The sequence below is a fragment of the Microbacterium sp. S1037 genome (assembly GCF_048381605.1).
Classification (GTDB): Bacteria; Actinomycetota; Actinomycetes; order Actinomycetales; family Microbacteriaceae; genus Microbacterium; species Microbacterium testaceum_B.
Window position 1 is genome coordinate 100,588 of record NZ_JBLWIG010000001.1, and the last position, 24,907, is coordinate 125,494.

The 24,907-nt window shown below is 70.9% G+C and carries 19 protein-coding genes; 6 read left to right on the plus strand and 13 right to left on the minus strand.

Going from position 1 to position 24,907, the window contains the following annotated elements:
• Positions 1–159 precede the first annotated feature (159 nt).
• Positions 160–1,206 carry an NAD(P)-dependent alcohol dehydrogenase gene (locus tag ACMW4R_RS00430; RefSeq protein ID WP_418298816.1) on the minus strand — a complete coding sequence of 349 codons (1,047 nt, stop codon included), beginning with the start codon at positions 1,204–1,206 and terminating at the stop codon, positions 160–162.
• Between the two features lie 312 nt (positions 1,207–1,518).
• Between ACMW4R_RS00430 and ACMW4R_RS00435 the strand changes: the two genes are divergently transcribed.
• Entirely contained in the window at positions 1,519–2,100 is a 582-nt protein-coding gene (locus ACMW4R_RS00435; protein ID WP_418298817.1) for a hypothetical protein, read from the plus strand.
• An 88-nt stretch (positions 2,101–2,188) separates the two neighbouring features.
• Here ACMW4R_RS00435 and ACMW4R_RS00440 read toward each other — a convergent pair whose 3' ends face one another.
• The 10 genes from ACMW4R_RS00440 to ACMW4R_RS00485 all read right to left on the minus strand — a co-directional run bounded on the left by ACMW4R_RS00440 (position 2,189) and on the right by ACMW4R_RS00485 (position 12,930).
• Complete coding sequence (locus ACMW4R_RS00440; RefSeq protein WP_418298818.1) at positions 2,189–3,130, minus strand: sugar kinase; 942 nt, start codon at positions 3,128–3,130, stop codon at positions 2,189–2,191.
• On the minus strand, positions 3,130–3,960 hold the full coding sequence (kduI, locus tag ACMW4R_RS00445) for a 5-dehydro-4-deoxy-D-glucuronate isomerase (RefSeq protein ID WP_418298819.1): 831 nt from the start codon (positions 3,958–3,960) through the stop codon (positions 3,130–3,132). Before kduI ends, ACMW4R_RS00440 begins: the two co-directional genes overlap by 1 nt.
• Before the next feature lie 190 nt (positions 3,961–4,150).
• Positions 4,151–4,915 (minus strand): 2-dehydro-3-deoxy-D-gluconate 5-dehydrogenase KduD, encoded by a 765-nt coding sequence (kduD, locus tag ACMW4R_RS00450; protein ID WP_418298820.1) that lies wholly within the window; start codon positions 4,913–4,915, stop codon positions 4,151–4,153.
• Positions 4,912–5,763 (minus strand): fumarylacetoacetate hydrolase family protein, encoded by an 852-nt coding sequence (locus ACMW4R_RS00455; protein ID WP_418298821.1) that lies wholly within the window; start codon positions 5,761–5,763, stop codon positions 4,912–4,914. The genes kduD and ACMW4R_RS00455 overlap by 4 nt, the downstream gene beginning before the upstream one ends.
• Complete coding sequence (locus tag ACMW4R_RS00460) at positions 5,757–6,986, minus strand: glycoside hydrolase family 88 protein (RefSeq protein ID WP_418298822.1); 1,230 nt, start codon at positions 6,984–6,986, stop codon at positions 5,757–5,759. Before ACMW4R_RS00460 ends, ACMW4R_RS00455 begins: the two co-directional genes overlap by 7 nt.
• An 18-nt stretch (positions 6,987–7,004) precedes the next feature.
• A complete protein-coding gene (locus tag ACMW4R_RS00465; protein ID WP_418298823.1) occupies positions 7,005–7,679 on the minus strand; it encodes a ferredoxin-NADPH reductase in 675 nt (224 codons plus the stop codon).
• A gap of 3 nt (positions 7,680–7,682) precedes the next feature.
• A complete protein-coding gene (locus ACMW4R_RS00470) occupies positions 7,683–8,597 on the minus strand; it encodes a carbohydrate ABC transporter permease (protein ID WP_058596181.1) in 915 nt (304 codons plus the stop codon).
• Positions 8,597–9,547, minus strand: a complete 951-nt coding sequence (locus tag ACMW4R_RS00475) for a carbohydrate ABC transporter permease (protein ID WP_058596182.1) — start codon at positions 9,545–9,547, stop codon at positions 8,597–8,599. The genes ACMW4R_RS00470 and ACMW4R_RS00475 overlap by 1 nt, the downstream gene beginning before the upstream one ends.
• 75 nt (positions 9,548–9,622) lie before the next feature.
• Positions 9,623–10,921 (minus strand): ABC transporter substrate-binding protein, encoded by a 1,299-nt coding sequence (locus tag ACMW4R_RS00480; protein ID WP_058614852.1) that lies wholly within the window; start codon positions 10,919–10,921, stop codon positions 9,623–9,625.
• Entirely contained in the window at positions 10,918–12,930 is a 2,013-nt protein-coding gene (locus ACMW4R_RS00485; RefSeq protein ID WP_418298824.1) for a DUF2264 domain-containing protein, read from the minus strand. The genes ACMW4R_RS00480 and ACMW4R_RS00485 overlap by 4 nt, the downstream gene beginning before the upstream one ends.
• Positions 12,931–13,083: 153 nt before the next feature.
• Between ACMW4R_RS00485 and ACMW4R_RS00490 the strand changes: the two genes are divergently transcribed.
• Both ACMW4R_RS00490 and ACMW4R_RS00495 read left to right on the plus strand, forming a co-directional pair.
• Positions 13,084–15,006, plus strand: coding sequence for a heparinase II/III domain-containing protein (locus ACMW4R_RS00490; RefSeq protein WP_418298825.1), 1,923 nt, complete (start codon positions 13,084–13,086; stop codon positions 15,004–15,006).
• Positions 15,003–16,103: a substrate-binding domain-containing protein gene (locus tag ACMW4R_RS00495; protein ID WP_418298826.1), complete on the plus strand. Its 1,101-nt coding sequence runs from the start codon at positions 15,003–15,005 to the stop codon at positions 16,101–16,103. Before ACMW4R_RS00490 ends, ACMW4R_RS00495 begins: the two co-directional genes overlap by 4 nt.
• A 96-nt stretch (positions 16,104–16,199) precedes the next feature.
• On the opposite strand, the gene ACMW4R_RS00500 is transcribed toward ACMW4R_RS00495, so the two are convergent.
• Both ACMW4R_RS00500 and ACMW4R_RS00505 read right to left on the minus strand, forming a co-directional pair.
• Positions 16,200–19,748, minus strand: a complete 3,549-nt coding sequence (locus tag ACMW4R_RS00500; protein ID WP_418298827.1) for an RICIN domain-containing protein — start codon at positions 19,746–19,748, stop codon at positions 16,200–16,202.
• Between the two features lie 667 nt (positions 19,749–20,415).
• A complete protein-coding gene (locus tag ACMW4R_RS00505; protein WP_153009075.1) occupies positions 20,416–21,399 on the minus strand; it encodes a LacI family DNA-binding transcriptional regulator in 984 nt (327 codons plus the stop codon).
• 172 nt (positions 21,400–21,571) lie between these two features.
• Here ACMW4R_RS00505 and ACMW4R_RS00510 point away from each other — a divergent pair, with 172 nt between their 5' ends.
• The 3 genes from ACMW4R_RS00510 (at position 21,572) to ACMW4R_RS00520 (ending at position 24,853) form a co-directional block, all read left to right on the plus strand.
• The gene (locus ACMW4R_RS00510) at positions 21,572–22,495 is read left to right on the plus strand and encodes a carbohydrate ABC transporter permease (protein WP_058595362.1); all 924 of its coding nucleotides are present in this window, start codon (positions 21,572–21,574) and stop codon (positions 22,493–22,495) included.
• Positions 22,496–22,608: 113 nt separating this feature from the next.
• Positions 22,609–23,418 carry a carbohydrate ABC transporter permease gene (locus ACMW4R_RS00515; RefSeq protein ID WP_058595373.1) on the plus strand — a complete coding sequence of 270 codons (810 nt, stop codon included), beginning with the start codon at positions 22,609–22,611 and terminating at the stop codon, positions 23,416–23,418.
• 82 nt (positions 23,419–23,500) lie between these two features.
• Complete coding sequence (locus ACMW4R_RS00520; RefSeq protein ID WP_058595363.1) at positions 23,501–24,853, plus strand: ABC transporter substrate-binding protein; 1,353 nt, start codon at positions 23,501–23,503, stop codon at positions 24,851–24,853.
• Positions 24,854–24,907 lie beyond the last annotated feature (54 nt).

Here is a 24,907-nt window from a genome sequence, read left to right on the forward strand (position 1 = left end):
AACCGCGAGCCCTCAGGCGGAATCCGAGAGAGACACGCCGGTGCCCGCGGCACGGCACACGGCATGTCGCCCACGAACTCCGCACGACGGCACAGGGCGAGGGATGCCGCGGCCCCGACGCTCGAGGGAACGTCGGGGCCGTGGCATCCGGAGCCGGGGTCAGGCGGGGGCGAAGGTCTTCGCGTCGATGACGAAGCGGTAGCGCACGTCGCTGTTCAGCACGCGCTCGTAGGCTTCGTTGATCTGGTCGGCCGAGATGAGCTCGGTCTCGGGCGCGATGCCGTGCTCGGCGCAGAAGTCGAGCATCTCCTGGGTCTCGCGGATGCCGCCGATCGACGAACCGGCGAACGAACGGCGGTTGGTGAACAGCGTGAAGACCTGGATGGGCAGGGGCTCCGGCGGGGCGCCGACGTTCACCATCGTGCCGTTGAGCGTGAGCAGGCCGAGGTACTTCCGCAGCTCGAGCGGGGCGCTGACCGTGTTGATGATGAGGTCGAAGCTCTTCTTGAGCTTCTCGAACGTCTCGTCGTCCTTCGTGGCGTAGTAGTGGTCGGCGCCCATCTTCAGGCCGTCGTCCTTCTTGCTGAGCGTCTGCGACAGCACCGTGACCTCGGCACCCATGGCGTGGGCGATCTTGACGGCCATGTGGCCGAGTCCGCCGAGACCCACGACCGCGACCTTCTTGCCGGGGCCGGCGTTCCAGTGGTTCAGCGGCGAGTACGTCGTGATGCCGGCGCAGAGCAGCGGAGCGGCCTTCTCGTAGGGGATCGACTCGGGCACGCGCAGCACGAAGTGCTCGTCGACGACGATTCTCTCGCTGTAGCCGCCCTGCGTGATGGTGCCGTCGACGTCCTTACCGGCGTAGGTGCCGGTGTTGCCCTTCTCGCAGTACTGCTCCTCGCCCGCGAGGCAGTTGTCGCACTCGCGGCACGAATTGACCATGCAGCCGACGCCGACGCGATCGCCGACCTTGTGCGAGGTCACCTCGGAGCCGACCTCGGCGACCGTGCCGACGATCTCGTGGCCGACGGTCAGGGGGTAGGGCACGTCGCCCCACTCGCCGCGGATGGTGTGGATGTCGGAGTGGCAGATGCCGGCGTAGGCGATGTCGATGAGGACGTCCTTCGGGCCGACGTCACGACGCTCGATGGTCGTGGGCTCGAGGGGCGAGGTCGCGGACGACGCCGCGTAGGCGTTGACGTGCATGGGTCTCCTCAGGAGGGTCGATGCGGATGCATCCATCCTCCTCCTCGCCGCGATTCCCGGCGCGGGCTTGCACGGATGTGCGCGAACTGTCACGGACGCGGCAGCGGCGCTCGCGCAGTGTGCCGTCAGGCGGAGTCGGTGGGCGGCGCGCGGGCGGGGACGGGGCCTGGGCGGCGTGTCGGGGACGGAGTCCGCGCGACGGCCCGGGGCCTCGCGACTCGTCTCAGTCCCTTCGACGAGCTCAGGGACCTCGCGAGCGGGCAGGGGCACGGTCGACGGCGCTCTCGGCGCACGGCGCGCTACGGTGAACCCGTGCCCTCCCTCTCTCCGCGTGCCCGTCGAGCACCCGTGATCCTCGCGCTCGCCGGGGTGATGTTGTCGATTCTCACGGCGTGCGTTCCGGATGCCACGCCCTCGGGCGATGCAGCTCGGACCACCCCGCCGACCGTGGCGGCCGCCACCCCCACCCCGAGCGTCAGCGCGACCACCGATGCGCGTCTCACGGCTCCGGCCTCCGCGCGCGTGGCCCCGACGTGCGACAACATCATGGATCCGGCATCCGGGAAGACGGTGCGCGACGTCGTTCTCCCCGAGGGGGCCGTCACACTCCCGGACTACCCCGCGATCGCACAGGGTCCCAGATGCTCCACCGATGGGTCACCCGCCGGCGACTACTACACGTGGTCGCCGGCGTCGCGGACGGACTGGGACGCCCTCGTCGCTGAGCTCACCACCGACAGCGCCTGGTTCACCGAGGAAGGCCCGCGCGGCACCTACCTGACGTACAAGATCGACGGCCGTTACAACCAGACGTTCCTCTTCACGGGCGACGCCGTCATCCTGGCCCCGTGGAAAGCCGCGACCGACTTCGTCATCGGCCCGCCGCTCGCCTGAGGTGACGCTCTCCCGCTGGACCTCGGCCCGCTGAACGCGACCGGACACGGCGACGCCCGCGTCGAGACGGGTCAGCTCGGAAGTCGTCTCAGTCGGAGCCTCGGCGCGCCCCGGAGTCGTCCAGGGAGTCGCCGTAGGTGCGAAGCGTCAGGGCCGCCCTCTCGTGCCCCGCCGCGAGGCGAGCCGCGGGATCGCCACCGCGAGCGCGCGCCGCGAGATACCCGCCGGCGAAGGCGTCGCCCGCGCCGACGGCGTCGAGGACCTCGACGCGAAGAGCGGGGACGAACGTGCGCTCGGCGCCCGCGAACACGGTCGCGCCGATGTCGCCGTCCTTCACGACGAGTTCCGGAACGTCGGGGAACAGGGCGCGGACGTCGACGTCGCGGGGTGTCTTCCAGAGGGTCTCGGCCTCGTCGCGTCCGACGAAGACGACGTCGGCGCGGGCTGAGAGGTCGGCGAGCACGGGGGCAGCCTCGGCCGCCGACCAGAGCGCCGACCGGTGGTTCACGTCGAAGCTCACCGTCACGCCCCGCGACCGGGCGCGGGCCATCGCCGCGACGAGAAACCCACGCGCGGAGGTCGAGATCGCCGCCGTGATCCCCGACACGTGCAGCACGGAGACGTCGTCGAGGGCGAGGACCTCGGCATCCGTCGACGAGAGGGCGGATGCCGCGGACCCGCGCCGGTAGTACCGCACACCGCGGCCGGGGTCTTTGACGTACAGCCCTGTCGGGCGCTCGACGTCGCGCACGACCCCCGCGGTGTCGACACCGCGGGCCGCGACCTGCCGCAGCACCCGATCGCCGAGCGCGTCGGCGCCGAGCCTGCTGAACCAGCGGGCCGTCATTCCTCCGGCGGCGGCATGCGCGGCGACGTTCGACTCCGCGCCGCCCGCGTCGACGAGGAAGTCCACGGCATCCGCCACTCCCCCGCCGTCGGCGGGAGCCAGCATCGCCATCGTCTCGCCGACCGCGAGCAGCACGGAGCCTTCCGCGGGCGTGCGAGCGTCGTCGGGCGTCACGGCCGCCATCAGCGCAGGTCGGTGATGGGCGCGGCATCCATGTCGTCGAAGGCCTGGTTCTCGCCCGCCATCGCCCACACGAACGAGTACGCGGCCGTGCCGACGCCGGAGTGCAGCGACCAGCTCGGCGAGATGACGGCCTGGCGGTCGCCGACGATGAGGTGACGCGTCTCGTCGCGCTCGCCCATGAGGTGGACGACGCGGGCATCCTCGGGGACGTCGAAGTAGAGGTAGCACTCGGTGCGGCGGTCGTGGGTGTGCGCGGGCATGGTGTTCCACATCGAGCCCGGGTGCAGCTGCGTCACACCCATGACGATCTGGCAGCTCTTCACGCCGTTCTCGTGGATGTACTGGTTGAGCGTGCGACGGTTGCTCGTGAGCTGGTCGCCGAGCTCGCGCACGGTTCCCTCGCCCGGAGAGACCAGGGCCGCGGGATAGGCCGTGTGCGCGGGGGCCGAGAAGAGATAGAACTGCGCGTCGTCCCCCGCGAACACCACCTCGCGGATCCCCCGGCCGAGGTACAAGCAGGCGCCGGTGACGAGCTCGAACACCTCGCCGTCGGCGGTGACCGTGCCCGGTCCCCCGACGTTGACGATGCCGACCTCGCGGTGCTCCAGGAAGTACTCGCTGCGGATCTCGGGGTAGCCGGTGAGCGGCAGGTCGCGGCCCGCGGGGACCGCACCGCCCAGCACGATGCGGTCGTGGTGCGTGTACGTCAGGCGCACCTCTCCGGCGACGAAGACGTCGTCGATGAGGAAGCGTGCGCGCAGGTCGGCGGTGTCCATCCCGGGGATCTGCTCGGGGTGGGTCGCGTAGCGCTGGGGGATGGAGGCGGTCATGCGGTTCTCCTGGGTTCGGGGCCCGGCGGGCCGGGCGGGTCGGGGCGGCGCTCGGGTGGAGTGCCGAGCGGGGGCGGTGGGGGCGGCGCTCGGGGTCGAGCGCGGGGTGTGGGTGGAGCGCGGGATGGGAGTGGAGCGCGCGGCGCGGCGCGGCGGCGCGTCGGCGGGGTCGGCGCGGCGGCGGGTCAGCTCACCGCACCAGCCACCCGCCGTCGACCGGGATCACCGCCCCCGTGACGTAGGCGGCGGCGTCGGATGCCAAGAAGACGAACGCCCCCTGGAGGTCGGCGGGCGTGCCCCAGCGCCCTGCGGGGATGCGCGCGAGGATCGAGGCTTCGCGGTCGGCGTCGGCACGGATGGGCGCGGTGTTGTCGGTGGCCATGTAGCCCGGCGCGACGGCATTCACGGTGACGCCCGAGGCCGCCCACTCGTTCGCGAGGGCCTTGGTCAGCCCCGCCACCGCGTGCTTCGAGGCGGCGTAGCCCGGGACGAGGATGCCACCCTGGAACGACAGCATCGAGGCGACGTTGACGATGCGCCCCCACCCCTGCGCGATCATGCGCCGCCCGGCGGCCTGCGAGAGGTGGAACACGGCGTCGAGGTTGACCGCGAGCACGTCGTCCCAATCCTGGGCGGGGTGATCCGCGGCGGGCGCCCGGCGGATGGTTCCCGCGTTGTTGACGAGGATGTCGACGCGCCCGAGCACCTCGGCGGCCTCGTCGATCGCGGCGGCCAGCTCGTCGCGGGACGCCGAGACGAAGTCGCGGTGGATCGTGTGTACGCGCCGGCCGAGGGCGCGCGCGAGCTCGGCCGTGTGCCCCGCGTCGCCGCGGTCGATGAGCACGAGGTCGGCCCCGGCCTCGGCGAGCGCGAGGGCCGCGCCCTGGCCGAGGCCGCGGCTGGAGCCGGTGACGACGGCGACGCGGCCGTCGAGGCGGAAGGTGTCGAGGATCATGCCGAAGCTCCCGGGGGTGCGATGAACGTGGTGGTCAGCTCGCCGATGCCGGCGACGCGGACGGTGACCGCGTCGCCGGGGGCGAGCGGGCGATGGGCGTCCTGCGCGGCGGCGAGCTTCTGGGGTGTGCCCGTGGAGATGACGTCGCCGGGCTCGAGCGTGACCACCTGGCTGAGGTAATGCACGACGAAGGCGACCGAGAAGATCGTCGTCGCGGTGGACTGCGACACGGTGACCTCGCCGTCGCGCACGACTTCGACGAGCAGGTCCTGCGGATCGATCTCGTCGGCGGTCACCAGCCAGGGCCCGAGCGGCGCGAAGCCGTCGAAGCACTTGCCGAGCGCCCACTGGCTCTGCCGACGCTGCCACGAGCGATCGGACACGTCGTTGAGCAGCGTGTACCCCGCGACATGAGACAGCGCGTCGTCGAGGGGGACCTCGTGGGCGCGCCGACCGATCACGACGGCGATCTCCCCCTCGTAGTCGACGTCGTCGGCCACGGTCGGCACGACGACCGGATCGTTCGGCCCACCGAGGGTGTTCGGCGTCTTGACGAAGACGTCGGGGGTGGCGGGGTCGTCCGCCGTCGGGTCGACCCCGTCGGGGACGTGCCCGCGGTAGTTGTACCCGAGGCAGAGCATCGTGCGCGGCACGACGGGGGCCCGCAGCGCCGCGATGTCCAACGGCGGGAGGGCGTCGGCATCCGTTCTCTCCACCAGATCCCGGATGCCGTCGAGCTCGGCGAACAGCTCGGGCAGGGGCCGCGGGCCGAGGTCGAGCGCACGATCACCCGCCGCCCCCGCCAGCACCGCGACCGAGCGATCGCCGACGCGCGCGAGCCTCACCACGCCGGCCGCCACTCGGGCCGCGCCGCGCGGGCCAGGGCCTCGAAGTAGAAGTAGTCGCCCCAGAGCGTCCCCTCGTCGACGCCGACGTTCTTCGGCAGGTCGTAGACGCTGTGCAGCAGTACGGTGTCGGCATCCGCCGCGGTCGCCGGCGTGTAGTGGGCGATGAGCGAGGCGAGGATGCGATCGGCCGCGGAACGCCACCGCTCGGCGTTCTCGGTGTCGACCTCGGCCAGCTCGTAGAGACCGCACACCGCGATCGCGCCCGCCGAACTGTCGCGCGGGGCGTCGGCCCCGTCGTTGTAGACGAGGTCCCAGTACGGCACGTCGTCGGCGGGCAGGTGCGCGAGGAAGTACTCGGCGCAGATGCGGGATGCCTCGAGCAGGTCGGGGTCGCCGGTCGCGCGGTGGTTCATCGCGAAGCCGTAGATCCCCCAGGCCTGTCCGCGCGCCCAGCACGAGTCGTCGAAGGCGCCCTGCTCGGTCGCTCCGCGCACGGGCTCGCCGGTTTCGGCATCCCAGTAGAAGGTGTGGAAGGTCGAGCCGTCGGGGCGCAGGATCTGTCGGCGCAGCTCGGCGGTGTGCCGGGCGACGACGTCGCTGTAGCGCTCGTCGCCGGTCTGCTCGGCCGTCCAGGTGAGCAGGGGCATGTTCATGAGGCTGTCGATGATCGTGCGGCCGCGCTGCGCGGGGTCGGCGAGGTCACCCCACGCCTGGATGATCCCGGCCGACGGCAGGTAGCGGGTCATCAGGTGGTCGGCGGCGGCGAGCGCGCTGGCGCGGGCGTCCTCGTCGCCGAGCAGTCGCGCCGGGGCGACGCACGACAGCGTGTAGAGGAAGCCGAGGTCGTGGGTGTCGAGATCCTCCCCCTCGCGCACGCGGCGACCGAAGTCGGCCGCGTGGGCGAGGGCGGCATCCCGGTACACGTCGTCGCCGGTGAGCTCGTACGCGATCCACTGCATGCCGGGCCAGAAGCTCGTCGTCCATCCGCGGTTGGCGCCCTCGGCGAAGCCGGCGACGGCGGGCCGCAGCGCGTAGCGGTTGTCGCGGGTGGTGTCGTCGGGGTACCGCGTGCCGAAGGTATCGATGTTGGCACGGACGGTGGCGAGCACCTGCGCGATGGCCCGGGCGGTGTCGACGCGTGCAGGGTCGACGCGGGCGGGGTCGACGCGGGCGGGGTCGACGCGGGCGGTGCCCGCACCGGTGGTGGGAGGCGAGGTCGTCATGCGGGGGAATCCTTCGGATCAGACGGCGGCGACGGTGACGTCGGCCGGAAGCACGGGGCGGAGGGTGTAGCGGGCGTTCGCCCAGATCAGGTACAGCGCGGGTGCGGCTGTCAGGCCGAGCGCCAACGCGGGAGAGGCCACGAACAGCGCCGCCTGACCGGCGAGCACGAGCAGGCTCACCGCGCTGAGGTACCAGCGGCGGACGGCCAGGACGGCGCCCGTCGACAGCAGCACCCGCAGCGGGGTGGCCGGAGCCTCGGCGAGCGCGGTGAGCGCCACGGGAGCTGCGGCGAGAGCGAGCAGCGCGATCGTGGCGCAGAGCGGGACGACGAGGACGGACCAGGATGCCGCCGACACGGCGCGCACGTCGACCAGCACGATCGCGAGCACGACGGCCACGATCGCGCCGACGGCGAGGGCTCTGAGGGCCGCGCGACGCCAGCCGGCCACGAAGGCGCGGACAACGCGTCCCTCCCCCAGGCCGTGCGCGCGGAAGGCGGTGAAGGCCCCGACGAGCGCGGGCCCGCAGAGCGGCGTCGCGATCAGCAGGAGCGGCCACGACGCGGCAGGGTCGGTGGTCACCAGCAGGAGCACGAGGGGTGCGCAGCCGACGAGCAGCAGCACGTTGACCATCAGCCCCAGGTAGACCGTCGAGAAGATGCTCGCGTAGGTGTCGTGGGAGATACGGCGCACGGCTCAGCCCTTCATTCCGCTGGTCGCGATGCCCTCGACGAAGTACTTCTGGCCGAGCAGGAAGACGACCGCGATCGGGACGACCGACATCGTGAGTCCGGCGAACAGCAGCGCGTAGTTGGCGTCGTAGAGGGTGCTGACGAAGCTCTGGAGCCCCAGCTGGATGGTCCAGAGGTCGGGGTTGCGCAGGTAGATGAGCGGGCCGAGGTAGTCGTTCCACGTGCTGACGAAGGTGAGCATGGTCAGGCTCGCGATCGCGGGGACCGAGAGCGGCAGCATGATGCGCGCCCAGATGCCGTACTCGCTCAGGCCGTCCAGGCGAGCGGCCTCCGACAGATCCTCGGGGATGGTGTCGTAGTACTGCTTCATCAGGAACACCCCGAACGCGCCGAACGCCTGGATGAGGATGATCGCCCAGAGGGTGTTCGACACCTTGAGGTTCGACAGCAGGATGAACTGCGGGATCATGTACGACTGCCACGGCACGGCGATCGTGCCGATGTAGACGAGGAACAGCACGTCGCGACCGGGGAAGCGCATGCGCGAGAAGCCGTAGGCGGCGAACGAGCCGGTGAGCACCTGCAGGAACGTCACCACGACCGCGAGCACGAGCGTGTTGCGGATCCAGGTGAGCATCCCGGACTGCGTCCAGATGTCGACGTAGTTGCTCCACACCCAGGTCTCGGGGAACCACTTCACGGGGGCGCTGAAGACGTCGTTCGGCGTCTTGAGCGAGCTCATGATCATCCAGAAGAACGGCAGCAGCAGGGCCGCGGCGGCAAGGATCATCACGGCGTAGCCGATGACGCGGCCCACGCGCCGGGCGGGGTGGGCGCCGGCGACCGGGCGGCGGCGCGGGGGCTTCGCGCCCGCGGTGACGAGCGTGCGGGTCGCGTCGGGGACGAGGAGATCGGTCATCAGGCGTCTCGCTTCTTGTTGATGAAGAACTGCACGAGCGTCACGACGATGCACAGGAGGAACAGGACGATGGATGCCGCGGACGCGTACCCGAACTGGTTCTCCTGGAAGCCCTTCTGGTAGATGAACTGCGAGAGCACGAGCGTCGACTGGCCCGGTCCGCCCTGGGTCATCACGAGGATCAGGTCGAAGATCTTGAACGAGTTGATCGTGAGCATGACCGTCACGAAGAACGTGGTCGGGCGCAGACACGGCAGGGTGACGTTGACGAAGCGCTGCCACACGTTGGCTCCGTCGACGCGGGCCGCCTCGTGCAGTTCGCGCGGCACGGTCTGCAGCCCCGCGAGGAAGAGGATCATGTAGTAGCCCATGTCGCGCCAGGTGCTGATGATGACGACGGCGGGCATCGCCCACTCCGACGAGGTGAGCCACCCGGGCGGGTTCTGCAGGCCGAAGAAGCGCAGGATCTCGTTGATCGGGCCGTACTCGGGGCTGAAGAGCAGGTTCCACACCACGGCGATCGCGACGATCGAGGTGATGTAGGGGAAGAACGCGGCGGTGCGGAAGAACGCGACCCCGCGCAGCTTGTTGTTGAGCAGGAGCGCGAGCCCCAGCGCGACGACCATCGTCAGCGGGATGTGCAGGACCGCGTAGTAGAGCGTGTTGAGAAGGGCGATGCGGAAGCTGCCGTCGCCGAGCAGGCGCTGGAAGTTCGCGAGGCCCACGAACGCCGACGAGCCGAAGACGTTCCAGTTCGTCATCGACATGTAGAAGAGCGTGACGACGGGCACGAGCGTCAGCGCCGCGAAGCCCAGGAAGTTGGGGAGGATGAAGCTCCACCCGATGAGGGTGCTGCGAAGCGTCAGGCGCGACCGGCGGCGCGCGGGGCGGGGCCCGCGGTCGCGCCCGGTCTTCGGCGCCGTCGGGCGCGTGTCGGCGATGGTCGCCATGGGGTCTCCAGATCGTGAGGGGATCTCAGGGGCGGTCGGCCCGGGACGGTGCCCGGGCCGACCGGTGAAGGGGCGTCAGCCGACGCCGACCTCGCTCTTGACGCGGTCTTCGGCGGTCTTGATCGCGTCGTCGATCGACGTCGATCCCGACATGACGGCGGTGTGCAGGTCGAGAAGGATGTTCTGCACGGCCGCGGTCTTGGCCGAGGTGGGGTTCTCGGGCTTGGTCTCGTGCGTCGACCACGCGAACGACGACAGCTCGTCGGTGGGCGCTCCCTTGACCGCGAAGTACGTCTTCGCGACCGCATCGCTCGTCAGTGCGGGGGTGATCCCGAGACCGGCGAGCACCTGCGCGCCTTCTTCACCCGAGGCGAAGGCGAGGAACTTCTTCGCGGCGGCGAGCTTGGTGGCATCCGCTGCCTTGTTGATCGCGAAGCCGGTCGGGTCGCCGAAGGTCACCGGGGTCTTCGAGGTGCCGGTCGTCGAGGAGTCGTACTGCGGGATCGGCGCGAAGCCCCACGAGAAGGCGTCGGCCTCACCCTTGGCCTGCTGGGCGATGAGGGTCGCGACGTACCAGGTGCCCATCGGCATCATTGCCGCCTGCTGCTTGCCGAACTCGGCCTGGTAGGTGAGCTTGTTGGCGGTGACGGTGTTGTACTCGACCTGCGCGCCCGCGCTCTGCAGCGCGAGAGCCCGCTCGTAGTAGGGCTTCAGGTAGCCGTAGTCGCCGTCGAGGATGTTCGCGTCGGGGCTCTGCGCGTTCGCGAAGCCCTGCACGGTCGACTGCCAGCTGTGCTCGTAGGTGCCGAGGGCGGCGGAGCCGGCGGCACCGAGCTTGGTGGTCAGCTGCTCGGCGGCCTTCTCGTAGTCGTCCCACGTCCACGACCCGTCGGGCTCGGCGACGCCGGCCTTGGTGAAGAGGTCCTTGTTGTAGAAGAGCACCCAGGAGTCCTGGCGGTACGGCACGGCCCAGGTCGACCCGTCGACCTTGTACGCGTCGGCGCCGCCGATCCCGTCGGGAAGGGTCACGTCCGAGACGTCGGCGAGCTGGCCGCCGGCCTGGTACGTGATGAAGGTCTTGAGGTTCTTCTGGGTGATGATGTCGGGACCGGTGCCCGCGGCCAGGTCGGCCGTCATGAGGGTGTCGTAGTTCGCGGAGTCGTACTCCTTGACCTCGATCGTGACGTCGGGGTTCTCTTCGTGGAACTTGTCGGCCAGGGCCTGGAACTCGGGGGTCGTGCTCAGGCTCCACCCCGACATCGTCAGGGTGACGGGGCCGCTGCTGACGGCGTCGGACGATGCGCCGCTGCAGGCGGTCAGCGACAGGGCGGCGACGATGCCCACCCCGGTCGCGATGACGATCTTGCGCTTCATGCGTGCTGCTCCTTTGCGATTGCGTACGGGACACCGGTGCGGGCCCGAGAATGCCGGTGCGCCCATCGGGAGGCTCCGGAGTCTGTGAGAGGGGTGCGTGTCGACCGGCCGTCGGGCCAGGTGACGACGGCGACGGACTCGTCGCCCTCGAGCTCGAGCGAGGCACGGGCGTCGAGGGCGGTCGCGTCGCCGGTCAGGGTGACGAGGGCCGTGAACGGCACGCCGACCTCCGCGTCCCACGTGAGCACCGGCACGGCCGCGATCTCGCCCAGCGGGCTCGCGTTGCGGCGGACCACGACGCTCGAGACCGCCTCGGGACGAAGGGCCCGGATGCCGGAGACCCGGCCGTCGAGATGCACCTCGGCGCTCCCCGTGTCGGTGCCGTGTCGCGGCTCGTCGCCCGCGAGGGGCCAACCGCCCACGCGCAGGCGCAGACCCTCGAGCTCGACGCCGACGGCGAGGTCGTCGATCGAGGTGAGACGCACCTCCCAGGGGCCGCGGACGAGCGAGCGCACGGTCACGCGCGCGATGTGGCGCACGGTGCCAGCGAGCCCCGCGCCGTGGCGGTGCGTCGTGGGAGCCACGTCGACCACGTGCACGTCGGAGGTCGAGGCCGCGATCCCGACGCCGTCGACGACCTCGGCGCCGAGGGGCGTCAGAGCGGTGCGATGGGTCGCCCGTCCGCTCGCGTCGACGAGGGTCACCGCCTGCTCGAGAGGATCGGTCCACGCGAGGTCGTCGAGCAGCGGAGCGGTCGCCGTGGAATAGCCGATGCGCGCGTAGAGGGGCGAGTCGGCGGTGTGGTCGCCGGGCCGCGCCTTGTCGGTGCCGTGGTTCACGACCCGGACGATCCCGTCCGCGCGAGTGCCCGAGACGATCCATCCGGCGGCGGTGATCGCCCGCAGGTCGTCGGCTTCCGCGATCGGGAGAGGCTCGTCGACGGCGCTCCAGACGGGGTGGTCGGCCGGGAGCACGATGCCCATCAGGCCCTTCACCGCCCAGTAGGGCGAGCCGGGGCCGGAGTACGACTGGGCGAGAGCGGGCCACTCGCCGTGCCACCCGAGTGTCAGGACGCCGTCCGCGTCGGGGGCGCCGTGCGCGACGAAGTGGTCGACGATCGCGCCCGCCGCGTGCCGCAGTCGTCCCATCCCGGTCGACGGGGCGCCCGCGATGATGCCGGCCCAGAACGGGGCCGCGGCGGCGAACCGGTAGATGAGGCTCCGGCCCTGGAGGAGCGGCGAGCCGTCGACGCCGATGAGCCGCACGGCATCCTGGAGGAAGCGGTCGAGGCGAGCCACGTCGCCCGCGGTGCGGTGGCCGACGAGATCCGCGGCACCCGTCATGCGGGGCCAGAGCACCGGATAGACGTGGAGAGCCCAACCGACGTAATGGTCGAAGGCGCGCTCCTCACCGTCCGAGAGCCACCCGTCGGCGCGGACGAAGGAGTCGTGGCGAGCGAGGTCCGCCGCGATGTCGTCGGCCGACCAGGGGCCGCCGACGGAGCGGAGGAACGTCTCGACGACGATGCGGAACCACACCCAGTTCGTGCGGGGGTAGGTGTCGTCACCCACGACGGGAGCGAGGTAGGCGATCACCCGTTCGCGGGTCTGCGTGTCGAGGGCGTCCCAGATCCATTCGCGCGTGAGATCGAGGGCGAGCGCGAGGGAGGCCGCTTCGACCTTCGCCTGAGCGTGCTCGTCCATGCGCGCCCACCGGTCGGCGGCATCCGGATCGACGCCGGTGCGCACCCCGTCGGCGAAGAACGCGATGAGCTCGTCCACGCCCTCGCCGCGCGCGCCGGCGATGCGGAAGCCCGCGAGGAGGAACACTCGAGCGAAGCCCTCGAGGCCGTCCACCGCCGCGCCGTAGCCTCCCTCGGCGCCGGGGAACACGATGCGTCCCCGGCCGGGGGTGGCATGCCGCTGCGCCGCCGAGAGGAGCGCGTCGGCGACGGCGAGCCAGTCGCTGCGCTGTCCGCCGGCGAGGCGGGGAAGGGCGGGAGTCGCCACGGATTCTCCTTTGAAGACCGTTATCTCACCCGAATCGGACGGGTGAACGTTGGCGAGCGTATCAATCAGAAAACAACATCACAACATCTTTTCTGAATCTTCATGATCGTTTATGATCGATTTAGGCGGGAGAAGCCCGCTCGAAGGAGACCGATGTCGTTCCCCACCGCCCCGTTCTCGGGGCCCCTGGCCGCCCACCTCGGCGGCATCGCCGTGCGCTCTCGAGACGACGCGCTCCCGGTCGCCCCGGCATCCGATCGCTCCGTCTGGGACCGTCGCTCGGGGACCGCGGACCGGGTGGGCATCGAGGCGATCATCGCCCGCGCCGAGGCCGAGAGACCGACCCCGTGGCCGCACCCGCGCGCGAGCGACGCGGCCCGCGTGCACCGCGACGGCGACCGCACCGCGTGGGAGGACGCCGCCTTCGAGAGGCAGCGCCGGTTGAGCCGCGCGACGATCGCCGCGGCCGCCACCCTCGACGACGCGTGGATCGACGAGGTCGTCGACGGCGTCGTCCTGCTGTGCGAGCAGAGCTCGTGGTGCTGGCCCGCCCACGACGACACCCTTCGCGCGCACGGCGCGGTCCTCGCGACCGTGACCGATCCTTACGTCGATCTCGGCGCGGGCGAGGCCGTCGCGCAGCTCGCGTGGATCGATCACCTGCTCGGTGCGCAGCTCGACGCGCGCGCTCCCGGCGTGCGCGCGCGTATCCGGCACGAGGCGCGGGTGCGCGTCTTCGAACCCTTCCAGCGCCGGCGCGACTGGCACTGGATCGGCCTCGACGGCGACGTGCACAACTGGAACCCCTGGATCCACGGCAACGTCATCGTCGCCGCCCTCGGCCTGCTCGACGCTGCCGACGAGACGGTCGAGCGCGACCGCGTCATCGCCCTCGCGATCGAGGGGCTCGATCGTTACGTCGCCGTCCTGCCCGCCGACGGCGCGATCGACGAGGGCTACGCCTACTGGTGGAACGGCGCGGCGCGCGCGCTCGAGGTGCTCGACGTCCTCGCGCACGCGACCGACGGGGCCGCCGATGCCACCGCGGTGACGTCGCTGCGCGAGACGGTCGCGTTCCCCCACCGCTCGCACCTCGGCGGAGACTGGTTCGTGAACCATGCCGACGGGCAGGCGAAGCCCCCCGTCGACCAGCCCTGGCACGCCCTGCACCGCGCGGCCCGTCGCCACCGCGACGTCGCGGCCGAAGCGTTCGCCGCGTCGCACCGCCGCCCGGGCGCCCCCGCCGCCACCGAGCGCGAGGGCCTCGGCCGACTGCTGCGCGCCCTCACCGATCCGGCCTGGGTCGCGGCATCCCCCGCTCTCCCGCCCCTCCCGCGCGATGTCTGGCTCGCCTCGACGGAGGTGTTCCTCGCGCGCGGGAGCGCCGGGTCGAGTGACGGCCTGACCCTCGTCGCGAAGGGAGGCCACAACGGCGAGCACCACAACCACAACGACGTCGGCTCGTTCCTCGTCGCGGTGGACGGCGTCCCGGTGATCGTCGACGCCGGCCGCCCGACCTACACCGCGGCCACGTTCGGCCCCGACCGGTACGACATCTGGACGATGCAGAGCGCGTGGCACAATGTCCCGGTCGTGCGCGGACGCACCCAACCCGCGGGGAGGGATGCCGCCGCCCGCGGTGCCACCGCCGAGATCGGGGATGACGCCTCGACGTTCACGGCCGACCTCGCGGCCGCCTACCCCGACGCGGGCTTGGACCACTGGCGACGGCGAGCGCGACTCGATCGCGTGGCCGGACGGGTCGAGATCGACGACGCGTGGCGATTCGCGGACGACGCCCCCACCGGCGACGACACCCTCCTGCACCTGCTCGTCGCGGGCGAGGTCCGTCTCGAGACCGGGGGCGCGCGGGTCATCCCCGAGGGCGGCGCTCGTCCGGTGCGCCTGCGCTGGCCGGAGGACGTCGCCGCGACGGCCGAGGTGCGCCATCTCGACGACCCGATGCTCACCGAGGTGTGGGGCGGCCGTCTGACGCGCCTCGCCCTGCCCCTGGCATCCCGCACTCAGCTCCAGGTCACGGTAGAACTGGACACACCGATCGAGGACTCCCCATGACCGACACCACCCCGCACCAGCCGCTCGCGGCCGAGCGCCGCGCCCACATCCTGAGCGCCCTGCACAGCGACGGCGCCGTGCGCATCTCACAGCTCACCGACGAGCTCGGGGTCGCCACCGTCACGCTGCGCCGCGACCTCGCTCAGCTCGAGAAAGAGGGGGTGCTCCGCCGTGTCCACGGCGGCGCGGTCGCCGGCGAGAACACCCCGGCACCTCCCGAACCTCGCGCCGACGAGACGTCGACGGGGTCGATCGCCGTCCTCGTCCCCTCGCTCGCGTACTACTGGCCGGGCGTCGTGCGCGGGATGGAGACGGCCGGGCGCCGCCTCGGCTACAAGATGCTCCTGCGCGGCGCGTCGTACGAGCTGCAGGACGAGCGGCCCGTGCTCGAGCGCCTCGTCGCCACCGGAGACGTGCGCGGGCTCATCGTCGCCCCCAACACCGACACCGCTCACGCCGCCGACGTGATGAGCTGGCTCTCGGAATGCCCCGTGCCGAGCGTGCTCGTCGAGCGCGACGCGGTGACCGGGGCCGGCGGCATCCCGATGGAGTCCGTCACGACCGACCACGCCCTCGGCGCCCTGCTCGCCGCGCGGCACCTCGCGACGCTCGGACACCGCAAGGTGGGGCTGATCCTCTCGCGCCACTCGCCCACCTCGCGCAAGATCGCCGCGGGATGGCAGACCGCGTGCGAAGAGCTCGAGCTCACCCCCGCCGACCACTTCGAGCAGACGCTCCCCGACCGGACGAGCCCCGACTTCTCGGACGTCGTGAACGCCACGCTCGACTCGGCCCTCGCCACGGGCGTCACGGCGTTGCTCGTGCACTCCGACCCCGAAGCCATGGCGTTCGTCGATCTCGCGTTGACGCGCGGCATCTCGGTGCCCGACGACCTGTCGATCATCGCGTACGACGACGAGGTGGCCCAGCTCTTCACGCCCGCGCTCACCGCGGTCAGCCCGCCGCGTGCGAGCGTCGGCGAGGCGGCGGTCGAGCTCCTCGCGCGTCGCATCGCCGAGCCCGACCGGCCGGTGCACCGCGTGCAGCTGAGCCCGCGGCTCAACGTGCGCGCTTCGACGGCGGCACCCCGGTCCTGACGCGGCCTCCGGCGCGCGGAAAGGGGCGGCCCGCACGCAGCGGACCGCCCCTTCTCTCACGCTCGCACGCGACTTCTCACGCTCGCGCGCGACTTCTCACGCTCGCACGCGACGGCGACGCACCAGCAGCGTCGCCGCGCCCAGCGCGAGCAGCAGCAGCGCCGCACCGACCGTGACGGCGAGGCCCGTGGTGTCCTGACCCGTCGAGGCCAGGTCACCGCGCCCGGGGTTCTGCCCGGTGGCGGAGTCGTCCCCGCCGGGTGCCGCCGGCGCGGGAGTGCCCGGCTCGTTCGGCGTCCCCGGCTCGCCGGGCGTTCCCGGCTCCCCGGGCTGGCCCGGCGTGCCCGGCTCGGCCAGGGCCACCGTGACCGTGTAGGTGCGCGTCGCCCCGTCGGGGGCCGTCACCCGGACGGTGCCGGTGCCGTCGGCATCCTGAGGCTGCACGATCGTGACGACGGCGTCCTCGTCGACCGCGAGAGCGAACAGCTGCGGCAGGGTGTCGCTCTCGACGGTGACGGCGTACTCGGTCGTCGCCGGGTCGAATCCCGCGACAGCGTCGTCGCCGACGGTCAGTCGCGCGAGGTCGGCGATCCCGGCGGGTGCCGGGGCGTCGGCGAGGATCTCGACCTCCGACACGATCATGTGCTGGTCCTCGCGGGCGGTCAGCACGACCCGCACCTCGTCGGCCCGCGCACCGTCGACCGGCACCTCGACCCGCGGGGCGCCCTGCTCGGGCACGGGAACCGCGACCGGCTCGCCCTCGACCCAGGCGCCGTCACCCGCGCGATGGTCCACGCGGAGCGTGTCGGCCCAGCTGGGGCCGCCGTCGCGGTAGAACTGCACGGCGACGCCGCGCACGGTCTCGTCCGCGGCGAGCGCGTACGTAAGCGTGTCGGACGGGTTCTTGGCATCCGGTCGCCAGTTCGACCAGCCCTTGTCGGTCGTGTCGCCGTTGATCGTGCGGTCGACGCCGTAGCCGCTCTCGGTGTAGCTGGCGGACGGGGTGCTCTCGGGCGCGACGTTGCGGTCGACCGCGGCGGTCACGATCACCGTGAGCCGGGCGTCGAGGCCGTCGTCTGTCGTTCCCTGGACCTCGACGGCACCGGGCTCGGCGAACGCCGCCTCGTCGATGTCGCTCCAGTCCCACGAAACCGGTACCGCGTAGCCCGCACCCGAGGGACGCAGCTCGGCGAGCACGGTGTCATCGGCTTGCGCTTGCACGGCGGCGAGCGCGCTGCCGGCGACCACGGTCACCGAGCGCGGACGGGTCGCCGTGAACGCGCCCACCTCGACCTCGGCGCGCGCCTCGACCGACGCCCCGAACACGTCGGAGGCCGTCCCGGGCACGGCCACCGTCCCCGCGGTGCCGAAGTCGAGACCGTCGGTGTTCCAGGTGACCGGGGCCGCGCGGCCCACACCCCCGGCGTAGCGGACCGTGACCGTCCCGGGGAGCTCGGGAGCCGTGCCGACGGGCGTCGCGGCCGACACGGGGTCGGTGCCCACGGCGGTCGTGCTCGTCAGGCGCCAGGCCTGGTTGGCCGCGCCGCTCGAGGTCCAGAGTCCCACGGCCGTCCCGGCCGCCGTGGCCGCGCCGTCGACGTCGAGGACCCGCTCGGCCGCGACGTTGAGCACCGAGTACGTCTCGCCATCGAGCGTCGAGCCCATCCACTGGGTCGCCGGGTCGCCCGCCGCCGAGGCGGCGTCGGTGTCGATCAGCGCCGTCGCTCCGTCGCGCGAGCCGAGGAACAGCCCGTCGCCGTTCTGGAGCGTAAAGCGGTGGCGGTTGGTCCCGGCGCCGTCGATCGTGCGCACGGTCCAGCCCTGGGCACGCGCCGCTTCGGGCGTCGCGGCATCCGTCTCGATCGTGAGATCGTCGTCGCCGTTGAGGGCAAGACCGCTCTGCACGCCGACGAGCTGCACGGTTTCGCCGTCACGGAACGCCGGTGCGTCCGCGGCGACACCCGAGACGCCGTCGACCTCGAAGGTCACGACCGACTTCGCCGGGATCGTGAGCCGGGCGATTCCGGATGCCGCATCCACGGCGACCGCGTCACCGGCACGCAGCGCGTTCACCGAGGGCTCCTCCGCGGTCGACTGCGTCGTCACGATCGGGGTGACCGTGGCACCGGGTGCGATCTCGCCGAAACGGCTGAGGTCGACCTCGACCACCTGCTCGGCGTCGCCCGCGTTCACGTGGACGATCGACGCCCCCTGGCCGTCGGCGTCGATCGCCGCGGTGGAGTTCGTGTCGTTCGTCGCCATGAGCCGGTCGCCGGGCTGGATGTAGTGCGTGAAGTTGCGCACCGTGTTGAACTTCTCGTTCGTCAGCACCTGGCAGCTCGGGTCGGCGTCGCCGTCGGCGATCCGGCGCTCCGAGAGCCCGTCGGCGTTGCAGTCGAAGTCGATGAAGACGCTGCCCCAGTTGAGCTTCTCGACCTTCTCCATGTTGTAGAGGTCTTCGACGGGCTGCCAGAACACCCACGCCTCGGGCTCGAGCTCGCGCAGATCGCCGACGATGTGCGAGGCCATGCCGAGGCCGTTCTCGATGTCGTTCGTGACGAAGCCGCGGCTGGTGTCGGTCCAGTTGCCCTCGACCTCGCTCATCCACAGCGGCTTGTCGGAGGCCTTCGCGATGTCGCGCACGACCGGGCGACCGCCCGTGCCGTACGTGTGCACGTTGAGCTGGTCGACGGCGGCCTTCGAGGCGTCCGACCAGGTGTCCCAGTTGCGCACGAACGTGCCGGGGTTCGTCTCGTCCATCGCCGAGATCACGGCATTCGTCGTCGTGTCGTCGCGCCCGAGTCGGTCGGCGAGGACCTGGATCATCTCGTCCTGGCGTTCGGGGCCGATGTGCGCACCCTCCTGCCGACCGCCCGTCGGCCAGGCCGCCCCCTCGGGGATCTGCGTCTGCCAGTAGTTCGTGTTCGGCTCGTTGAACGGGTCGATCGTGTCGAACCGGATGCCATGGGCCTTCTCGAGTTCGTCGACGACGGTGACCATGTACCCGGCGAACTTCTCCATGTCGGCCGAGCGGAGCTGCTCACTGGTGGCGTCGTTGATCCCACCCGAGACGAAGCCGCTGTCGGTGAGGAAGTACGGCGGGGAGTTGCTGAACGCCTCCCAGTGGGTGACCTTGTCCTTCAACGCGTCGAGCCACCAGCGCTGGGCGGAGTCGGCGTCGAAGTCGTAGTGGGTCGGGTCGTCGGGGTTCCACGCGTCGCGGTAGCGGTCGCGGGCGGCGTAGGTCGAGGTGATCTCGCCCTCGGCATCCGTCGCCGGAAGGTCGGGGTTCCAGAATCCCGGCACCGCGCCACCCGCGCGGAGGTACGGCGGCACGTCGGTCGCGTTGCCGCCGCCGACGTTGTACCGGGCGATGTTGAGGTTCAGCCCCTCATCGCCGAAGACGGCGTCGAAGAGTTTCTGCCGCACGTCGGCGGGGTAGTTCCCGGTGGCGTTGGCGAACCACACCAGGCTCGTCCCCCAGCCCTCGAAGGCCTCGGTGGCCGAGGCGGGGTTGGGGGTGATGCGCACGGCCGACGGGTCGTCGGCGGCTCTCGCCGGGGGTGGCGCGGCGGCCGCTCCGGCGGTCAGGACGCCGGCGACCAGAGCCGCGGCGCACGTGGAAGAAAGGACTCGAGACGTCATCGTCGTTTCCGTTTCCGGCCGCGTCGGTGCGACCTGTGGGGGGATGTTGACGTCAACATGTTGACGTCAACACCGAGCCTAAGCCGATCCGCGCGCTGCGCGCAACGATTCCGTCGTGTGCCGGGCGGGGGCGCGAGCGGAGCGCCGCGTGACGGAGGGAGGGTCAGGGACGGAGGGAGGACGAATCCGCCGCGCTCAACCTCCGCTCGCCCCAAACCCTCCGCCCGTCACGCGCCGACGCCGACGCGCGTGGGGACGCGCGACGGACCAGGGACGGAGGGAGGACGCGATCTATCGCGCGCGACCTCCGCTCGCCCCAAACCCTCCGCCCGTCACGCGCCGACGCCGACGCGCAGCGCCCCGCGAGTGCGGGCGATTCCGGGGCAAGAGGACGCGCGCCGTGGCATCCGCCCTCCCCTCCACAGAGCTCCTCCCTCGCGGCAAGGCGCCGCATGCTGCACGGACCGAGTACCACGCCACCGCACCGGCGCCGCACCGCGTGACGGGCGGAGGGTCAGGGACACAGGGAGGAGGAATCCTGCGCGAAGATCCTCCGCCAGCCCCAGATCCTCCGTTCATCACGCGCACCCGCACCTCGGACCGCGCCCACCACCGCAGACCCAGCCCCGGCCCCCACCGCACCCTCAGCGTGGGACTGCCGCGAACCTCAGCGCCGCGGGCCGGAGCTCGCCCGCACCACGAGCGAGGTCGGCACGAGGGTGCGGGCGTGCTCGCCGCCGGTGCCCTCGATGTCGGCGATCAGGGCGCTCATCGCCTCTTCACCGACGCGCTCGAAGCGCTGACGCACCGTGGTGAGCGGGGGCCAGAAGTTCCCCGACTCGGGCGTGTCGTCGAAGCCGACGACGCTGACGTCCCCCGGTACCGCGCGCCCGGCTTCGTGCAGCGCCCGGATCACCCCGAGCGCCATCTGGTCGTTCGCGGCGAACACCGCCGTGACCGCCGGATCCTGCGCGAGCGTCTCGCCGATCGCGTGTCCCGACTCGGCCGTCCAGTCGCCGATCTGCACCGCGGGCACGTGGCATCCGCGGTCTTCCAGGGCGGTCCGCCACGCCGCGCTGCGGCGCTCGGCGGCGAACGACTCGGGCGGGCCGGACACGTGCCACACCGTCTCGTGGCCGAGGTCGAGCAGGTGCTCGGTGGCCAGGCGCGCGCCCTGGGCCTGGTCGTTGTCGACGACGGCGTAGGGATAGTCGGCGCTCGAGTCGACGACCACGACCGGCAGCCCCGACGGGATCGAGAGCTCGTTCTCGCCGAGGCGGTGGGTCTCGATGAGGATCACGATCCCGTCGACCGCGTGCTCGCGCAGGCGCAGGAACGCCCCCGACACGTCGGACTGCGACGCGGACTGCACCGTGATGAGGGTGATGGAGTATCCGGATGCCGCCGCCATCGACGCCAGCGCGTCGAGTGTGCGCGTGTTGCCGTACGAGCTCAGCGAGAACATGATCACGCCGATGCTGCGGAAGCGCCCCGAGCGCAGAGCGCGCGCGGCGCTGTTCGGTCGATAGCCGAGCGAGGTCATGGCGTCCAGAACCCGTTGCCGGGTCTCGGGATCGACGTTGGTGCGGCCGTTCGCGACGCGCGAGACGGTCTGTCCCGACACGCCGGCGGCCGCCGCGACGTCGGCCATCGACACCTCGCGCCGTCGTCCGCGCGGCGCAACCACGCTCGACGTCGTCGTCGTCTCGGTCACGGTGACCTCCTGGGATGTTGACGTTGACACACTAGCGCGGCGGAGTTATGTTTACGTCAACATCTCGACGACCCGGCCGGGATGCGCACCAACGAAGAGGCTCTGGACGATGACGACCACCGCGGCACCCCCGCCTGCTCTGCGCCCCCCGCGTCGCAAACGCCGTGCACGTATCGACGATCGCGGCTGGCTCTTCGTCGCTCCGTTCGCCCTCGTGTTCGCGCTGGTCTTCCTCGCACCGCTGGCGTACTCGGTGTACCTCAGCCTCTTCCGCGACCAGCTGATCGGCGGCAACGCGTTCGTCGGCTTCGCCAACTACATCACCGCGTTCGGCGACGAGAAGTTCTGGGACGGGTTCGGGCGCGTCGGCATCTTCCTCGTCGTGCAGGTGCCGATCATGCTGATCCTCGCGCTCGCGGCGGCCCTCGCGATCGACAGCGCACGTCTGCACGCCGCCGGCTTCTACCGGATCGTGATCTTCCTCCCCTACGCGGTGCCCGCGGTCGTGGCGGTGCTCATGTGGGGCTACATCTACGGCGACCAGTTCGGCCTGACCCGCAACCTCAACGACCTGCTCGGCGGGCAGTTCGTGCAGCCCTTCCTCCCCGAATGGATGCTGCTGTCGATCGGCAACATCGTCACCTGGCAGTTCGTGGGCTACAACATGCTCATCTTCTATTCGTCGCTGAAGACGATCCCCACCGAGCTGTACGAAGCGGCATCCATCGACGGGGCCGGCGCGTGGCGCACGATCTTCTCGATCAAGATCCCCGCCGTCCGCGGAGCCGTCGTGATCGCGACGATCTTCTCGATCATCGGCAGCTTCCAGCTCTTCAATGAGCCGAACATCCTCAAGCCGCTGGCCCCGAACGTGATCTCGACGTTCTTCACGCCGAACATGTACGCCTACAACCTCTCGTTCGCCGGCCAGCAGTACAACTACGCGGCCACCATCGCGATCATCATGGGCGTCATCACCGCCGTCATCGCCTACGTCGTGCAGCTGCGCGGCTCTCGTCAGGAGGCGCGATGACCACCGCGACCGCACCCCGTACCGACACCGTGGCCGTGACGACCTCGCGCGGCCCCCGTCTCGCCCGCCGCTCCCCCACGAGCAGCAAGAAGTCGCTCGTGCTGAGCATCGTCATGGGCCTGTACCTGCTGTACACGCTCGTGCCGCTGTTCTGGCTGCTCATCAACGCGACCAAGACCCAGGCCGACCTGTTCACGACCTTCGGGCTCGGCCCCGGCAACAGCTTCGCCCTGTTCGACAACATCGTCGAGACGCTGACCTACCGCGACGGCATCTTCGTCCGCTGGCTCGGCAACACGCTGCTCTACGTCGTCGTCGGCGCCGGTGGCGCGACGCTGCTCGCGACCCTCGCGGGGTACGGACTGGCGAAGTACAACTTCCGCGGACGCAAGGCCGTCTTCGCGGTGGTCCTCGGCGCGATCGCCGTGCCCGGCACGGCTCTCGCGGTGCCGACCTTCCTGCTGTTCAGCCAGCTCGGGCTCACCAACACGCCCTGGGCGATCATCATCCCCTCGCTCATCAGCCCCTTCGGCCTGTACCTCATCTGGGTGTACGCGACGGATGCCATTCCCACCGAGCTCCTCGAAGCCGCCCGCATGGACGGCGCCGGCGAGTTCCGCACCTTCTTCACGATCTCGATCCGGCTGCTGACCCCCGGCATCGTGACCGTGCTGCTGTTCGCGGTCGTCGCGACGTGGAACAACTACTTCCTGCCGTTGATCATGCTGAGCGACCCGCAGTGGTACCCGCTCACCGTCGGCCTCAACCAGTGGAACGCCCAGGCCACCGGGGTCGCGGCGCAGCCGATCTACAACCTCGTCATCACGGGCTCGGTGCTCTCGATCATCCCGATCGTCGCCGCGTTCCTCGTGCTGCAGCGCTTCTGGCAGTCCGGGCTCAGCGCCGGCAGCGTCAAGCAGTGACCCTCGATCTCCTCCCGAACCCGGAGCGTCCTGCCCCGGAAACACGCAACACCATCCACAACAACGAAGTGAAGGAATCCCGATGACATTCATGGGCAAGGGCACCGCCGTGCGGCGGGCCGTGTTCGCCGTCGCAGCGACCGCGCTGACGGTGGGCGCGCTGACTGCCTGCTCCGGCGGCAGCACGGGCGGCGGAAGCAACGGCGGAAGCGCCGACGACATCGAGAAGGCCCTCGAGGCCGGTGGCGAGATCACGTACTGGTCGTGGACGCCCTCGGCCGAGGCGCAGGTCAAGGCGTTCGAGGCGAAGTACCCGAACGTCAAGGTCAACTACGTCAACGCCGGCACCAACAAGGACGAGTACGCGAAGCTCCAGAACGCGATCAAGGCCGGCTCGGGCGCTCCTGACGTCGTGCAGATCGAGTACTACGCCTTCCCGCAGTTCGCCCTGTCGGACTCGCTCGTCGACCTGTCGTCGTACGGCTTCGCCGACCTCAAGGGCGACTACAGCCCCGGCACCTGGGGCTCGGTCGACTTCGACGGAAAGATCTACGGCCTCCCGCAGGACTCGGGCCCCATGGCCCTCTTCTACAACAAGTCGGTGTTCGACCAGTACGGCATCTCGGTGCCGACCACGTGGGACGAGTACCTCGCGGCAGCGCAGAAGCTGCACGCGGCCGACCCGACGAAGTACATCACCGCCGACACCGGCGACGCGGGCTTCACCACCAGCATGATCTGGCAGGCCGGCGGCACGCCCTTCACGACCTCCGGCACCGACGTGACCGTCGACCTGCAGGACGAGGGCTCGAAGAAGTTCGCCGACAACTGGAACCGCCTCATCGAGGGCGGCCTCATCTCCGACACCCCGAGCTGGAGCGACGAGTGGTTCAAGGGCCTCGGTGACGGCTCGATCGCCTCGCTCGTGATCGGCGCGTGGATGCCGGGCGTGCTCGAGTCGTCGGTTCCCGACGGCGCCGGCAAGTGGGCCGTCGCACCCATCCCGACCTACGACGGCAAGGCCGTCACGGCCGAGAACGGCGGCGGTGGCCAGGCGGTCACGAAGCAGAGCAAGAACCCGGCTCTGGCCGCGGGCTTCCTCAAGTGGCTGAACAACGACGAGGAGAGCCTGAAGATCTTCGCCGAGTCCGGCGGCTTCCCGTCCACGACCGCTCAGCTGAGCGACCCCTCCTTCGTCGACAAGGCGTCGGACTACTTCGGTGGCCAGAAGATCAACGAGGTCCTCACGCAGGCCTCGAGCGAGGTGCGCGAGGGCTGGAGCTACCTGCCCTACCAGGTGTACGCGAACAGCATCTTCAACGACACCGTGGGCCAGGCGTACGCCACAAAGGGCGACCTGAACAAGGGCCTCAGCGCCTGGCAGGACCAGCTCGTGCAGTACGGCAACGAGCAGGGCTTCTCGGTCAACAAGTAAGCACGATCATCAGGGGGCGGGTCGCAACGCGCGAGCGAGCGACCCGCCCCTTCC

Bases quoted from the DNA above. Each gene is read 5' to 3' on its own strand.
- ACMW4R_RS00430 (WP_418298816.1), bottom strand. From the start codon at position 1,206: ATGCACGTCAACGCCTACGCGGCGTCGTCCGCGACCTCGCCCCTCGAG.
- ACMW4R_RS00440 (WP_418298818.1), bottom strand. From the start codon at position 3,130: ATGGCGGCCGTGACGCCCGACGACGCTCGCACGCCCGCGGAAGGCTCC.
- kduI (WP_418298819.1), bottom strand. From the start codon at position 3,960: ATGACCGCCTCCATCCCCCAGCGCTACGCGACCCACCCCGAGCAGATC.
- kduD (WP_418298820.1), bottom strand. From the start codon at position 4,915: ATGATCCTCGACACCTTCCGCCTCGACGGCCGCGTCGCCGTCGTCACC.
- ACMW4R_RS00460 (WP_418298822.1), bottom strand. From the start codon at position 6,986: ATGACGACCTCGCCTCCCACCACCGGTGCGGGCACCGCCCGCGTCGAC.
- ACMW4R_RS00470 (WP_058596181.1), bottom strand. From the start codon at position 8,597: ATGACCGATCTCCTCGTCCCCGACGCGACCCGCACGCTCGTCACCGCG.
- ACMW4R_RS00475 (WP_058596182.1), bottom strand. From the start codon at position 9,547: ATGGCGACCATCGCCGACACGCGCCCGACGGCGCCGAAGACCGGGCGC.
- ACMW4R_RS00480 (WP_058614852.1), bottom strand. From the start codon at position 10,921: ATGAAGCGCAAGATCGTCATCGCGACCGGGGTGGGCATCGTCGCCGCC.
- ACMW4R_RS00490 (WP_418298825.1), top strand. From the start codon at position 13,084: ATGTCGTTCCCCACCGCCCCGTTCTCGGGGCCCCTGGCCGCCCACCTC.
- ACMW4R_RS00495 (WP_418298826.1), top strand. From the start codon at position 15,003: ATGACCGACACCACCCCGCACCAGCCGCTCGCGGCCGAGCGCCGCGCC.
- ACMW4R_RS00500 (WP_418298827.1), bottom strand. From the start codon at position 19,748: ATGACGTCTCGAGTCCTTTCTTCCACGTGCGCCGCGGCTCTGGTCGCC.
- ACMW4R_RS00505 (WP_153009075.1), bottom strand. From the start codon at position 21,399: ATGGCCGACGTCGCGGCGGCCGCCGGCGTGTCGGGACAGACCGTCTCG.
- ACMW4R_RS00510 (WP_058595362.1), top strand. From the start codon at position 21,572: ATGACGACCACCGCGGCACCCCCGCCTGCTCTGCGCCCCCCGCGTCGC.
- ACMW4R_RS00515 (WP_058595373.1), top strand. From the start codon at position 22,609: ATGGGCCTGTACCTGCTGTACACGCTCGTGCCGCTGTTCTGGCTGCTC.
- ACMW4R_RS00520 (WP_058595363.1), top strand. From the start codon at position 23,501: ATGACATTCATGGGCAAGGGCACCGCCGTGCGGCGGGCCGTGTTCGCC.